The following is a 13,685-nucleotide window of genomic DNA, read 5'->3' on the forward strand; positions in this document are numbered from 1 at the left end:
GGGGGGTGTCACTGGAGGCCGGAGCCGGTGAAGGCCAGGCCGCGAGTCAGGTAGCGCTGCCCGAAGGCGAACAGCAGCAGGGTGGGCAGCATGGCGACGATCGATCCGGCCATGAGCGGCCCGTAGTCGGTCTGCCGGTTGAAGGAGAAGGCGGCCAGGCTCATCTGGATCGTGCTCATGTCCGGGTCGTTGAGCACGATCAGCGGCCAGAGGAAGCCGTTCCAGCCCGCCACGAAGGTGAAGACCGCCAAGGTGGCCAGGGCGGGACGGCACAGCGGCAGATAGATCCGCCAGAAGATACGGAACTCGGGGCAGCCGTCGACGCGGGCGGCCTCGCCCAGCTCCCTGGGCAGCGCGAGGAAGAACTGCCGCATCATGAACACCGCGAACGCCCCTACGGCACCCGGCAGGATGACCGCCCAGTACGTGTTGAGCAGGCCGAAGCCGCCCTGGCCGGTGAGATCGTTGCCCCCGGCCAGCGGGAGATTCTTGACGATGAGGAACGACGGCACCAGGGTCACCACGGACGGCACCATCATGGACGCGAGCAGCAGCCGGAACAGCGCCCGGCTGCCGCGGAACGGCAGCCGCGCGAACGCGTAGCCGGCCAGCGACCCGAGCAGCAGGTTGGTGGCGACGCCGGCCACGGCGAGCAGCAGCGAGTTGGTGAAGTGGCGGGCGAAGGGGACGGTGGTGAAGGCCGCCCCGTAGTGCTCGAAGGTGATCGTGGTGGGCAGCCACTTGATGGGCAGGGAGATGATCTCGTCGTCCGGCTTGAGCGACGTGCTCAGCGACCACAGGAACGGCAGCAGCATGAACAGCCCGACGACGGTGAGCACGGCGTAGAACAGGGTGATTCTGATCGTCCGGATCATGTCTCGTCACTCCGGTTGATCCGCATGTTGATCACGGTGACCGCCACGATGACGAGGAAGAGCGTGAACGCCTGCGCCGAGGCGTAGCCCATCTGCAGCCGGTTGAAGCCGGTCTCGTAGATCTGGTAGACGGGCGTCAGGGTCGAGTTGCCCGGACCGCCCTTGGTCATCACGTACGCCTGGTCGAAGAGCTGGAACGCGCCGATCAGCGACAGCGTCGTGACGAACATCGTCGTGGTGCGCAGCTGCGGCCACGTGATGTGCGCGAACGCCGCCCAGCGGCCCGCCCCGTCCAGGGCGGCGGCCTCGTACAGGTGGCCGGGGATGTTCTGCAGCCCGGCGAGGTAGATCAGCATGTTGGAGCCGACCCCCTGCCACAGGGTGACCAGCACGATCGAGAGCATGGCGGTGCTGCTGTCGCCCACCCACGCCGGGCCGGGGATGCCCAGGAAGCCGAGGATCTCGTTGATCGGCCCGTAGTGGCTGTTGAGCATCCAGGTCCACACGGTCGCGGCGGCCACGGGGGAGGTGACCACGGGGATGTAGTAGACGGTGCGGAAGACGCCCATCGCCGGGAGCCTGCTGTTGAGCGCCACCGCGAGCAGCAGCGAGACGGCGATCATCGCGGGCACGAACATCGCGCAGTACAGCAGGATGTTCTTCAGCGTGAGGGCGAAGGTGGCGTCCTCGATCAACCTGGCGTAGTTCGCGAGCCCGGCCCAGGTCGGCGGGGTCAGCACGTCGTACGAGGTGAAGCTGAGGCCGAGGGCGCCGATGACGGGCAGCACGGTGAAGACGAGGAACAGCACCATCGGCGGCGCGGCGAACAGGGCCCCGGCCCGCGCCTGGTGCCGGCTCAGCAGGGAGCCCCCGGGCCGGGCGTGGCCCGGGGATGCGCGGCCGGCCGCGGACCGGCCGGCGAGCGTCTGGGTCATGTCAGTGCCACCTCCATGGCGAACTGCGCGAACAGGCTGTTGGCCCAGCCGAACCAGGGGCGGGTGAAGACGCCGGGATCGTCGGGGTCGAAGCTCTCGTGGACGTATCCGGTGCCGGCCGTCGTCGCCGCGAGCACGGCCAGCAGCTCGTCCCGCTCCGACGCGTCGGCGGACGTCAGGCCCTGCATGATCAGCGACAACGGCCAGACATGTCCGGACTTGGTATGCGGGCTGCCCACGCCCCGCGCGTACCGCCCCTCGGCGTAGTGCGGGTTGCCGGGGCTGAGCACGAAGGCGCGCGTGTTGCGGTACGTCGGATCGGACGCCGGCCGGTATCCCAGGTAGGGGATCGAGAGCAGGCTGGGGATGTTGGCGTCGTCCATCAGCAGGTGGTTGCCGAGGCCGTCGGTCTCGTAGGCGTAGATCTCGCCGTGGACGGGGTGGCGGACGACGGCATGCCGACGGATGCCGTCGTCGATCTCTTCCCGCAGCCGTACGGCGTCCTCGGCCAGGCTGGAGTCCGCGTAGATCTCCCGCGCGAACCTGGCCAGCTGTCCCAGGACGACGACGGCGAACATGTTGGCCGGGACGAGGAAGCCGTACGTGCACGCGTCGTCGCTCGGCCGGAACGCGGAACGGACCATGCCCGTGTACCCGCAGGTCGGGCCGCGTCCCTCGTCGACCAGCGTGTCGGTGGGCAGCCAGGGATCCGGCCGGACGAAGCGGTACGGCGAGCGCTCGGGCCGCTGCTCGGCGCGCATCGTGCCGACGACGGAGACCAGCATGCGGTACACGGACTCGTCGAACACCGAGGCGTCGCCGGTCGCCTCCCAGTAGAGGTGCAGCAGCCGGATCGGATGGCACAGGGAGTCCAGCTCCCATTTCCGCTCCCAGACCCACGGCCCCGCGCGCGGCACGTCGTCGTGGTGGCCCTGGCCGTCGGGGCTCTCGTTGAACGCGTTGGCGTACGGGTCGATCGCGACGTACCCGGCCTGCCGGTGGATCACCCCGCGCACCATGCGGCGGACCTCGTCGTCGGCGGCCGCGTGCCGCACGTACGGCTCGACCTGGGCCGCGGAGTCGCGCAGCCACATCGCCGGGATGTCGCCGGTGAGCACGAACGTCGTCCCGTCCGGCAGCGGCCTGACCGTGGTTTCCAGCGTGTTGAGCAGGCACTGCCGTAACATCGCGGCGGCCTCGGGGTGCCGCCGCGCGAGTAAGGGCTCGACCTTGTCGGCGAGGTCATGTACGGCTTTCACACGGTTCCCTTCGATGTCGCTTGAGGGAAACGTAGAAATCAAGTTGTCATAAGTCAATATGCCTGAAACATCGAGACATGAGATGATATATATCTGGATGAGTTGACATGCCAACTGAACGGCGAAGGGGAAGAGTGGCTGAGAGAGGCCCGCTGCTGTACGAGCGGATCGTCGACTACCTGCTGGACGAGGTCAGGCGAGGAGCCCTGGCCCCGGGCGACCGCGTGCCCTCGGAGATGGAGCTCGCCGAGCGGTTCGAGGTCAGCCGCATCACCTCCAAGAAGGCGCTCGAACTCCTCCGGGAGGCCGGCGTCGTCCATCGGATCCGCGGCAAGGGCTCGTTCGTGGCCGCGGACCTTCCCGACCTCGACCGGCTCACGCCCGCCGCGCGTCCCGCCGACGGGGAGCGCGTCCCCGGGGCTATCGCGATGATCTATCCGGACGCGTCGGAGGCGTACGGGCTGGAGCTGCTGTGCGCGGTGGAGGAGCGCTGCGCCGAGCGGGGCATCACCCTGGTGATCAAGCGCACCCGCGGCAGCCAGGAGGAGGAGGAGAAGGCGATCGAGTCGATGGTGGACTCGGGGCTCGCCGACGGCCTGATCGTGTTCCCCGTCCACGGCGAGTACTACAACGCCGGCCTGCTGCGGACCATCCTCGACGGCCACCCGCTGGTCCTCGTCGACCGCTACCTGGCCGGGATCCAGGTGTGCGCCGTGCACACGGACAACGTGGCCGCCGCCCGCGCGCTGACCGAGCGCCTGCTCGACCAGGGGCACCGCCACGTCGCCTTCGCCTCGCCCCCGCCGGAGAACACCTCCAGCATCGAGGAGCGGCTGGAGGGCTTCCGCGCCGCCTGCGCCGCCCGCGGCCTGCCGCTCGATCAGCAGCATCACCTGACCGAGCTGTCCAGCACCCTGCCCGGCGCCTTCACCCCGGAGAACGTGCTGGCCGACATCGAGCGCATCCGCGCCTTCCAGGCCCGCGAACCCCAGGTCACCGCGTTCGTGGTCTGCGAGTACAACCTGGCGCGGGTGCTGGACCGGGCGATCGACGGCCCGGTCATCGCCTGCTTCGACTCGCCGCTCGACCCCGTCGCGGGGCCTGCCTTCCTCCACGTACGGCAGGACCAGCGCGAGATGGGCAGGCGCGCGGTGGACCTGCTGCTCGCCCAGACGCGCGGCGAGCCCGTCCCCGCCCGCTCCATCGTGCCCTTCACGATCGTCGAACCCGTTTGATGGACGGAGAATCCTTGTCCGACGTGTGGAAGTCCGGCGAGTGGAAGTCCGACGTGTGGAACCACCGCGCCGACCTGGCCCAGCGCAGCCTCGATCACTACTTCGCCGCCCCCGGGGAGCAACTGTTCAACAACTGGTATCCGCTGGAGCCCGGCGACAACGACGTCTTCAACTACTGGTGGCTGGCCCACGCCGTCGACGTCCGGATCGACGCGTACCTGCGGACCTCGGACCCGGCACGTCTGGAGCAGGCCAGACGCATCCACGACGGGATCCTGCGGCGCAACGGGGGAGCGCTCTTCAACGACTACTTCGACGACATGCTCTGGCTCGCCCTGGCGATCCTGCGCCTGGCCGAGGCGACGGGGGAGAGCGAGCTGTACGGCGAGGCCGTCGCGCTCTGGCAGCACGTCCTCGACCACGGCTGGAACGAGCACGAGGGCGGCGGCATCGCGTGGCGCGTCTCCCAGCCGTACTACAAGAACACCCCCGCCAACGCCCCGTTCGTCATCCTCTCGGCGCGGCTGCACCGGCACACGGGCGACCGGCGCTACCTGGAGCAGGGCCGGCGGGTCATGGACTGGCTGGAGGCCACGCTCGTACGACCGGACGGGTTCGTGTACGACGGCGTCAACCGCCAGGAGGACCACGCGATCGACGAGGACTGGCGCTTCACGTACAACCAGGGTCTGTACATCGGCGCGTGCGTCGAACTCGCCCGCACTCCGGGTGAGGAGGACCACCTCTCCCGCGCCGCCCGGACCGCCCGGACGGCCATCGCGGAGCTGAGCGTGGACGGCGTGTTCGCCGCCGAGGGGGAGGGCGGCGACGAGGGACTGTTCAAGGGCGTCTACTACCGCTACGCCCGCGAGCTCATCGAGGCCGCAGAGGTGCCCGAGGTCAGGGCCTTCGTGCTGGACAGCACCGAACACCTGTGGCGGTCGTGCGGCCGCGACGGCCTCGTCCTCGCGAGCGACCGGTGGAACCGCCCGCCCGGGGCGAAGGTCCCCCTGTCGGCCCAGCTCAGCGCGGCCATGGCCACGGAGGTGTGCGCCGCCCTGACGTCGCCACGCGTACCTCTGCCCGGGCAGCCGGGAGGCAGCCGCTGACAGCCGTCTTCACACGGAGGCGGCGGCGCGACTCTGGCCCGGCCTGCGCCTGGACCGGGCCGGCGACTACGTGAGGTGGGCGCCGGCCGTGCCCGCCACGGCGCCCGGCCCAGGGATCAGAGGCCGTGATGGGCCAGGTTCACGGCCAGGGCGGCCGCCGCCAGGGAGAAGAACACGGCCCAGGGGCCGAAGTGGTGGTCGCGGGCCCGCAGGTGGACGGCGAACGCGCCCAGGAAGTACAGCACCAGCCCGGCGGCGGCGAGGGTGCCCAGCGCCGGCACGGCGAACCCGGCCAGCAGCCCCAGCGCGCCCGCCCCCAGCAGCAGGCCCAACGGGAGCATCCAGGAGTGGGGGACGCCCATGTTGTCCGCCTGGCGCTTGGGGTAGTCGTGGCCGATGAGGTTGGCGACGGCGGCCAAGCCGGTGATCGCCGAGGCGAGGACGGTGATGGCGAGGTAGATGGCGAACACGAAGGTCTCCTTCTCCGTGAGGACGGCCGGTCGGTCGCCTCACGGACGGGGCAGCGCCCCAGGGAGTGACAGCGTGCTCATGTGACATAGGTCATGGCGCCACGCCGGCGAGCTTCTCCGGGTTGCTGACCACGTGCACCGTCTTGATCGCCCCATCGACCAGATGCAAGGTGATCGCCAGTACCGGCGTGCGGCCCGAACGGACGACGATCCCCGGGCCGCCGTTGACCTGGAGCACCTGGGCGTGCGAGTCGTCGGGCATGCGCTTGGAGAGGATGACGATCGCGCGGGCCACGTACTCGTGTCCGTGGATCGGCTTGCGGGGTGCGCCGGTGAGGCCGCCGCCGTCGCTCACCATCGTCACGTCCGGTGCCAGCACCTCCAGCAGGGCCTTCAGGTCGCCGCCGAGGCAGGCGGCCAGGAACCGCTCGGTGGCCTGCTGGGTGGTCGCCGGATCGGTGTCGTAGCGGTGGCGCCGTTCCTCGACCGCCTTCTTGGCGCGGTGCGCGATCTGCCGCACGGCCGCGTGGCTGCGCCCGACGAACCGCGCTATCTCCGGGTGGCTGTAACCGAAGGCCTCGCTCAGCACGAACACCGCGCGCTCCGTCGGCGACAGGACCTCCAGTACGAGCAGCATCGCGGTCGACACCGAGTCGGCGAGCACCACGTCCTCGGCGACGTCCGGACGGGTGAGCATCGGCTCGGGCAGCCACGGCCCGACATAGGACTCGCGCCGCACGCGCGCGCTGCGCAGCCGGTCGATCGCCAGGCGGGTGACCACCCGCACCAGATAGCCTTCGGCGTCCGCGACGGCGGCCACTTCGACGCGGCTCCAGCGCAGCCAGGCATCCTGCACCACGTCCTCGGCCTCGGTGACGCTGCCCAGCACCCGGTATGCCACGGCATGCAGCAGACCGCGGTGCTCGGTGAACCTCCGCTCGGCCTCAGACATGCGCAGCCCCCCGTCCATATGAAGAGGGCTTACCAGGTGAGCTCGTGGACGGAGCTCTCGCCCCGCCAGACGACCTTGTGGTTGAACCCGGGCGCGAGGCTGAGGCGCAGCAGCTCGTAACTCGCGCCGCCGCACGGATTGTTGCCGGCGGTCGGATCGTTCTCGTTGTCCTTGCCGAGCAGGACATGCCGGCCGGACGGGTCCGCGGCCAGCGACACGATGTCGCCGCAGCCGAGCGTGAGCACCGTGGCGACCTTCCGCTCACCCTCGTACAGCAGCAGTTGTGACCGCTCCGCGTAGCTGCCGTGGCGCACCCGCAGGGTCCGCCCGCCCGGCAAGGGGAGCGGAAGCGTGTGGCTGCCGGCCTCCCGGGGTGCCGGGACGCGTCCCGCCGTGGAGCGCGGGTCCGACGGCGGCAGCCGCACGTCGATGGCGGCCTCCCACCACTGGAAGGGGCCGGTCGCGGAACCGGGGGTGAGCGGGGTGGTGCCGAGATCGTCCGGCAGCGCCAAGGTGTGGGCGTCTCTCCAGTAGAGGCCGTGCGCTTTCGCGGGCCACTCCCGGTGAGGGGCGAGCACGCCCGCGTACGACTGGGTCTGGTTGTCGTGGCCTTCCGCGCTGAGGGCGTAGGCGATGCGGCCCTCGGGCGACACCGTGACGCGGCCGACGACCCCGGTCAACCGGCCGGACAGGGCCTCGCCCAGCTTCGCCTGGCCGTCGGCGTCCACCGTGAGGCGGTGCAGGCGCGAGACGAATCCCCGCGTCGACCATTCGTCCGGGCCTCTCTCCAGTCGTACGCCGGCGACGTACTCGCCCGGCCGCCGGGTGGCGGCGACCGCCTGGAGCTGCGCGACGCGCGTGCCGAGATGAGGCACATATTCGTGGGCGATCCGGCCCGTCACCAGGTCCACGGTCGTGGGCATGCCATTGCCGAGCACCGCGTAGCGCGGCGTGCCGTCGTCCGCCGGCGGTGGGCCCACCGGCCGCTCCGGCAGGATCCGTACGGCCTGCACGAGAAGCACGACCACCACGATCGCCGCGACCAGCCGCAGGACGGAGCCGCGGTCGGGACGTACGTGCAGGCCTGCCAGCAGGACCACCGTCAGCGGGGAGACGACCCACGACAGCGCGATCGACAGGATCCGGAGCACCGCCGGCTCCGGCTCCCGCTCCGGCAGGCAGCCGGGCGGCGGCTCCATGGGCGGGGCAAGCAGGTCCTCGGCGACCACCAGCGCCTCGGGCAGCGCGAGGAGCCCGAACCCCAGCGCGGCGACGCGCAGCGGCACGCGGGCGCCGTCGCTCCTGGCCGCGAACACGGCGATCATCGCCAGGAGGAACGGCCCCGCCAGATACAGCGAGTCTCCGATCACCTCGGCCACGTCGGCCGCGGCCCGCCGGGCGGGGCTGACCCGGTGGACGATCGGCATCCCGCCGCACATGATCCGCCGAGGGGGCACCAGCACGGGCAGGACGATCTCCCACAACGCGTACGCGGCCGCCAGCCACCACCAGAACACCGGCTGAACCCGCTGCGGCCCGCGGATCGGTACGGAGAGCACGACGGCCCGCCCTTCTCGCGCGATCTTCACCAAATGATCACGAACCCTATCCGGCCGGGCGGCCGCCGCGGCTCAGATGGCGGCTCCTACGCGGTGACCGGCTGGGTGCTGCGGATCGTGAGGGGTGGACGGTCAGCGGCCCCGTATCACTTGTCAAGGCGAGGTGTCAGGGCTACGATCACACCGACCTTTAGGAAACTTTCCTAAATAAGGAGTGGGGTCCGTGCTCCGTCCCCGTCGTCGCGGGATCCTGTCGTCACTCGCCATCGCCCTGGCGATCCCCCTGATCACCGCCGTCCTGTCTCCGCCCGCCGCCGTGGCCCGGACGGCGCCGGCCGCCTTCGCGCATCCCGGCGTGCTCGTCAGCAAGGCCCAGCTCGACTTCGTCCGCGCCAAGGTCAACGCCGGGGCCCAGCCGTGGAAGGGCGCCTACGACCAGATGATCGCGAGCCCGCTCGCGTCGCTGTCGCGGACCCCGAAGCCGCGGGCCGTCGTGGAGTGCGGCCCGTACTCCAACCCCAACAACGGCTGCACGGACGAGCGCCAGGACGCGCTGGCCGCCTACACCGACGCGCTGGCCTGGTACATCTCGGGGGACAGCCGGTACGCGCAGAAGGCGATCCAGATCATGGACGCCTGGTCCGCCGTGATCAGCGACCACACCAACAGCAACGCGCCGCTCCAGACCGGTTGGGCGGGATCGTCCTGGCCCAGGGCGGCCGAGATCATCCGCTACACCTACACCGGGTGGTCCGCCACGGGCGTCAATCGCTTCGCGACCATGCTCCGTGACGTCTACCTGCCCGAGATCATCAACGGCAGCGCCCGCACGAACGGCAACTGGGAACTGACGATGATGGACGCGACGATCGGGATCGCGGTGTTCCTGCAGGACAAGGCCGCCTACGACAAGGCCGTGAGCACGTTCCGGGCCCGCGTGCCCGCCTACATCTACCTCACCTCCGACGGCGCCTACCCGAGGGGGCCGGCGGGCAGCGGCATCGACACGCGGGCCGAGGTCGTCGACTACTGGCAGGGCCAGGACACCTTCGTCGACGGGCTCTCCCAGGAGACGTGCCGCGACTTCACCCACACCGGGTACGGCCTGGCGTCGATCGCGCACATCGCCGAGACGGCCCGCATCCAGGGGCAGGACCTCTACCCCGAGATCGCCGACCGGCTGCGGCACGCGCTCGGCCTGCACGCCAAGTACCAGCTCGGCACGGCCGTGCCGGCGTGGCTGTGCGGCGGGAGCCTCACCCTGGGCCTGGGGCCGGTCACCGAGGTCGGCTTCAACGCCCTGCACAACCGCATGGGCATCGCGATGAGCAACACGCAGACCCTCACCGAGCGGCAGCGCCCGGCGGGTACCAACAACCTCTTCGTCGCCTGGGAGACCCTCACCCACGCCGGCAATCCCAACTAGGCATATATCGACTGACGGTATATAAAGGGCATGTGACAAAGTTCCGTGCCTTGCAGGAGCCTTCGTTCCTCATACTGACCTCGCTGGCGCAGGAGCCCCAGCACGGTTACGGCATCATCGCCGACGTCGAGCGCATCTCCCAGGGGGAGCTGCGCCTGAGGGCCGGCACCCTGTACGCCGCCCTGGACCGGCTCCAGGCCGAAGGGCTGATCGAGGAGGACCGGGAGGAGGTCGTCGACGGGCGGCTGCGCCGCTACTACCGGCTGACCGCGGAGGGAGGCCTGCGCCTGACCGCGGAGGCGGCGCGGCTCCAGCGCAACGCGCGGACCGCGGTCACCCGGCTGCGCCTCCACCAGGTCGGAGGGGCCTCGTGAGCAGCCTCGAACGAGACTACCGCCGGCTTCTCCGCCTCTACCCTCGCGACCACCGGGCCAGGCACGAGCAGGAGATGCTCGGCGTGCTCATGGAGACGGCGGAGCCCGGCCGCCGCCATCCGAGCGCGCGTGATCTCGCCGACCTGATCGGTGGCGCGGTCGCCATTCGCTTACGCATGGCCGCCAGCCCCCAGGCGCTGGCGCGGTGGCGTGCGGCGACCTCCGTCGCCGCGCTCCTCGGCCCGCTGGTGCTGCTGGCCCAGTACCTCCCCCCGAGCGTGAACCGCATCCTGTCGAGGGACGTGACGAGCGCCGCCGTCCAGCTGTCGCTCCAGATCCTTCTCCTGCTGCTGGCTGCGGGGCTCGCCTGGCGTGGTCGCAGGTGGAGCGCGGCCTGCTCGGCCTGGGCGGCGGCCATCTGGTTCGGCGCGGACATGGTGGTCCCGATGGCGTCCTCGGGTCTCGCCTGGCGCACGAGTGAGATCTGGCCCCTCGGCCTGGTCCTGCTCCCGTTCCTGGCCACGGCGGCGCTCCTGACCGGTGCCGTGTCTCCGCGGCGGGGAGTGCGGCTGATCGGCCGAGGCCGGTTGCTCATCGGGTTCGCCGTCGTGCTGGCGTCGAACGCGGTCCTGCTGCTGTGGCCGGTCGGCGTCCTGGGGGAGCTGGTTCCCTTCGGCCTGGCCGCCGTCGCCTGCGGGATGGCCGCGCGGTCCGCGCTCGGCCGCAGGAGCGTCATGCTGCTGATCCCGGTGTTCCTCCCCCTCCTGCTGGCGCGGATGCTCATGCTGGTGATGTGGTCCGGCGTCGGCACGCAGGCGATCGTCGTGGTGGGCGTGGCCCTGATCCTCTTCGTCGTCACCGCTTACCTCGGCGGCCCACGCGAGGTCTCCAGCACGGCGCCGCGCGAGGTGGCCAGACTCTGACCCTGCCATAAATCCGCTACACAAGTCTTTCGCAGCTCCATGAAATTGTGGCAAGTTGAGTACCTGTGAGCGTACGGGGCATGACCGCGTCCAGCGCATCGGCGTCCCGCGCCCAGGAGCTCGCCACAGGAGGACTGCGATGACCCAGACGTTGCCGGAGCGGTGCGGGGTGGTGGGCGGCGGGCGCATGGGCGCCGGCATCGCCCACGCCCTGCTCCTCGCGGGCTGCCGCGTCACTCTGGTGGAGCGCGACGGCGAGGCCGCGGCCGCCGCGCGGGACCGGGTGGCGCGGGCGGTCGAGGGCAGCGCGAAGCGCGGCCTGATCGAGGACGCCGGCGCGCCGATGGCCCGCCTGGCCACGGTGACGGACCCCGCCGGGCTGGCCGCGGCCGGGCTGGTGATCGAGGCGGTGCCCGAGGACGTCGACCTCAAGCTCGTCACGCTGCGCGCCGCAGAGGACGCGGTCGGGCCGGAGGTCGTGATCGCCTCCAACACCAGCAGCATCTCGCTCGACACGCTCGCCCAGGCGCTCGCCCGCCCCGAGCGCTTCCTCGGGCTGCACTTCTTCAACCCCGTCCCGGCCAGCAGGCTCGTCGAGGTGGTCGTCGCGACCGCCACCGACCCGGCCCTGCGGGAGCGGGCCGTGGCGTGGGTCGAGGCGATCGGCAAGACGGCCGTGGTCGTCCGCGACTCGCCCGGCTTCGCCAGCAGCAGGCTCGGCGTCGCCCTCGGGCTGGAGGCGATCCGCATGGTCGAGTCCGGCGTCGCCTCGGCCGAGGACATCGACGCCGCGATGACGCTCGGCTACGGACACCCGACCGGGCCGCTGCGCCTGACCGACCTCGTCGGCCTGGACGTCCGGCTGGGCATCGCCCGCTACCTCGAACGCGAGCTCGGCCCCCGCTTCACCCCGCCCGACCTGCTCGTCCGGCTCGTCGAGCAGGGCCACCTGGGGCGCAAGACCGGCAAGGGCTTCTACGACTGGAGCGAGTCGTGAGCACGCTGGAGAACTACCTCGAAGGGGCCTGGCGCGCAGGGCGCGGAGAAGGCGTCCCGGTAGCCGACGCCGTGACCGGCGAGATCGTCACCCGGGTCAGCAGCGAGGGGCTCGACCTCGCCGCCGCCGTGGCGTACGCCCGCCGCACCGGCCTGGCCGCGCTCGGCGAGCTGACCTTCCCCCAGCGGGCCGCCGCGCTCAAGGCCGCGGCCCTGGCGCTGCAGGAGCGCAGGCAGGAGCTGTACGAGCTGTCGGCACGGGCCGGGGCCACCCGGCGCGACGCCGCGGTGGACGTGGACGGCGGCATCGGCACGGCCCTCGTGTACGCGAGCCTGGCCCGCAAGGGCCTGCCCGACCACACGCTCATCGTCGAGGACGACCCGATCCCGCTCGGTAAGGGCGGCACGTTCGCGGGCCGCCACGTCCTCACCACCCCGCGCGGCCTCTCGCTGCAGATCAACGCGTTCAACTTCCCGGTCTGGGGCATGCTGGAGAAGCTCGCGCCCGCGCTGCTCGCCGGGCTGCCGACGATCGTCAAGCCCGCCACCCCGACCGCGTACATCGCCGCGCACGCCGTGCGGATCATCGCGGACGCGCTGCCGCCGGGCGCGATCCAGCTCGTGGCGGGGAGCGTGCCGGGGCTGTTCGACCTGCTCGGCGGGCAGGACCACATCGGCTTCACCGGCTCCGCGGCCACGGCCGCCCGGCTGCGGTCCGACCCCGCCGTCACCCGCCGCTCGGCGCGCTTCAACGCCGAGGCCGACTCGCTGAACTGCTCGGTGCTCGGCCCGGACGCCGTGCCGGGGGAGCCGGAGTTCGACCTGTTCGCCGACGCCCTGGTGACCGAGATGACGGTCAAGGCGGGGCAGAAGTGTACGGCGATCCGGCGCGCGTTCGTCCCCGCGAACCTCGTCGAAGCCGTTTCCGAAGCGGTCGCGGCCCGCCTCGCGCGGGTCGTCGTCGGCGCGCCGGGCGCGGACGGCGTGACGATGGGCGCGCTCGTCGGCCTCGCCCAGCGCGAGGACGTGCGGGCGGCAGTCGCCCGGCTGGCCCGGGCCGGGTCGGTGGTCCATGGAGACCCGGACAAGGTCGAGGTGGTCGGCGCCGACGCCGGGCGCGGGGCGTTCCTGTCGCCGCTGCTGCTGCGCGTCGACGACGTGGACCGTCCCGAGCCGCACGAGGTGGAGGCGTTCGGCCCGGTGAGCACCCTGCTTCCCTATCGCGACGCGGCCGAGCTGGACGAGCTGATCGCCCGCGGCGAGGGCTCGCTGGCGGGGTCGGTGGTGTCGTACGACGCGGACTTCGTCCGGAAGGTCGTGCTCGGGGCCGCCGCCCACCACGGCCGCCTGCTGGTGCTCGACCGCGACAGCGCGGGGGAGTCCACCGGGCACGGCACGCCCATGCCCCAGCTCGTCCACGGCGGCCCCGGCCGGGCGGGCGGCGGCGAGGAGGAGGGCGGCCTGCGCGCCGTCCACGCCCACCTCCAGCGCACCGCCCTCCAGGGCAGCCCGGCGACACTCGACTCAATCGTTAAGTAGCGACAAGCAGACGTAGAGCTTATTGGAGAGCAT

General features: G+C 71.3%; 13 protein-coding genes. 7 read left to right on the forward strand and 6 right to left on the reverse strand.

All coding sequences use genetic code 11. The annotated features are described in order from the left end of the window. Nucleotides 1-8 precede the first annotated feature (8 nt). Genes ACIBI9_RS36680 through ACIBI9_RS36690 form a run of 3 tightly spaced genes read right to left on the reverse strand, consistent with a single transcriptional unit; the run spans nt 9 to nt 3,069 of the window. Complete coding sequence (locus ACIBI9_RS36680) at nt 9-875, reverse strand: carbohydrate ABC transporter permease (RefSeq protein WP_397229065.1); 867 nt, start codon at nt 873-875, stop codon at nt 9-11. Further along, nucleotides 872-1,810 (reverse strand): carbohydrate ABC transporter permease, encoded by a 939-nt coding sequence (locus ACIBI9_RS36685; protein ID WP_397229067.1) that lies wholly within the window; start codon nt 1,808-1,810, stop codon nt 872-874. Before ACIBI9_RS36685 ends, ACIBI9_RS36680 begins: the two co-directional genes overlap by 4 nt. Then, nucleotides 1,807-3,069: a glycoside hydrolase family 125 protein gene (locus ACIBI9_RS36690; RefSeq protein ID WP_397229069.1), complete on the reverse strand. Its 1,263-nt coding sequence runs from the start codon at nt 3,067-3,069 to the stop codon at nt 1,807-1,809. Before ACIBI9_RS36690 ends, ACIBI9_RS36685 begins: the two co-directional genes overlap by 4 nt. Nucleotides 3,070-3,203: 134 nt before the next feature. Between ACIBI9_RS36690 and ACIBI9_RS36695 the strand changes: the two genes are divergently transcribed. Continuing rightward, entirely contained in the window at nt 3,204-4,304 is a 1,101-nt protein-coding gene (locus ACIBI9_RS36695; RefSeq protein ID WP_397229071.1) for a GntR family transcriptional regulator, read from the forward strand. A gap of 23 nt (nt 4,305-4,327) precedes the next feature. Then, nucleotides 4,328-5,413: a glycoside hydrolase family 76 protein gene (locus tag ACIBI9_RS36700; protein WP_397229476.1), complete on the forward strand. Its 1,086-nt coding sequence runs from the start codon at nt 4,328-4,330 to the stop codon at nt 5,411-5,413. A gap of 116 nt (nt 5,414-5,529) precedes the next feature. Here the strand turns inward: ACIBI9_RS36700 and ACIBI9_RS36705 are convergent, their stop codons facing one another. The 3 genes from ACIBI9_RS36705 to ACIBI9_RS36715 all read right to left on the reverse strand — a co-directional run bounded on the left by ACIBI9_RS36705 (nt 5,530) and on the right by ACIBI9_RS36715 (nt 8,424). Further along, nucleotides 5,530-5,883: a DoxX family protein gene (locus tag ACIBI9_RS36705; protein WP_397229073.1), complete on the reverse strand. Its 354-nt coding sequence runs from the start codon at nt 5,881-5,883 to the stop codon at nt 5,530-5,532. A 91-nt stretch (nt 5,884-5,974) separates the two neighbouring features. Further along, nucleotides 5,975-6,835 carry an RNA polymerase sigma-70 factor gene (locus ACIBI9_RS36710; RefSeq protein WP_397229075.1) on the reverse strand — a complete coding sequence of 287 codons (861 nt, stop codon included), beginning with the start codon at nt 6,833-6,835 and terminating at the stop codon, nt 5,975-5,977. A gap of 29 nt (nt 6,836-6,864) precedes the next feature. After that, on the reverse strand, nt 6,865-8,424 hold the full coding sequence (locus ACIBI9_RS36715) for a hypothetical protein (protein ID WP_397229077.1): 1,560 nt from the start codon (nt 8,422-8,424) through the stop codon (nt 6,865-6,867). A 193-nt stretch (nt 8,425-8,617) separates the two neighbouring features. Here ACIBI9_RS36715 and ACIBI9_RS36720 point away from each other — a divergent pair, with 193 nt between their 5' ends. From ACIBI9_RS36720 to paaZ, 5 genes are all read left to right on the forward strand, one after another. Next, entirely contained in the window at nt 8,618-9,820 is a 1,203-nt protein-coding gene (locus ACIBI9_RS36720) for an alginate lyase family protein (protein ID WP_397229079.1), read from the forward strand. Nucleotides 9,821-9,852: 32 nt separating this feature from the next. Further along, nucleotides 9,853-10,194, forward strand: coding sequence for a PadR family transcriptional regulator (locus tag ACIBI9_RS36725; RefSeq protein ID WP_397229081.1), 342 nt, complete (start codon nt 9,853-9,855; stop codon nt 10,192-10,194). Continuing rightward, nucleotides 10,191-11,117, forward strand: coding sequence for a hypothetical protein (locus tag ACIBI9_RS36730; RefSeq protein ID WP_397229083.1), 927 nt, complete (start codon nt 10,191-10,193; stop codon nt 11,115-11,117). The genes ACIBI9_RS36725 and ACIBI9_RS36730 overlap by 4 nt, the downstream gene beginning before the upstream one ends. A 139-nt stretch (nt 11,118-11,256) precedes the next feature. Continuing rightward, entirely contained in the window at nt 11,257-12,114 is an 858-nt protein-coding gene (locus tag ACIBI9_RS36735; RefSeq protein WP_397229085.1) for a 3-hydroxyacyl-CoA dehydrogenase family protein, read from the forward strand. Beyond that, a complete protein-coding gene (gene paaZ, locus ACIBI9_RS36740) occupies nt 12,111-13,652 on the forward strand; it encodes a phenylacetic acid degradation bifunctional protein PaaZ (protein WP_397229087.1) in 1,542 nt (513 codons plus the stop codon). Before ACIBI9_RS36735 ends, paaZ begins: the two co-directional genes overlap by 4 nt. Nucleotides 13,653-13,685: the final 33 nt, after the last annotated feature.

This window comes from Nonomuraea sp. NPDC050451 (assembly GCF_044458585.1).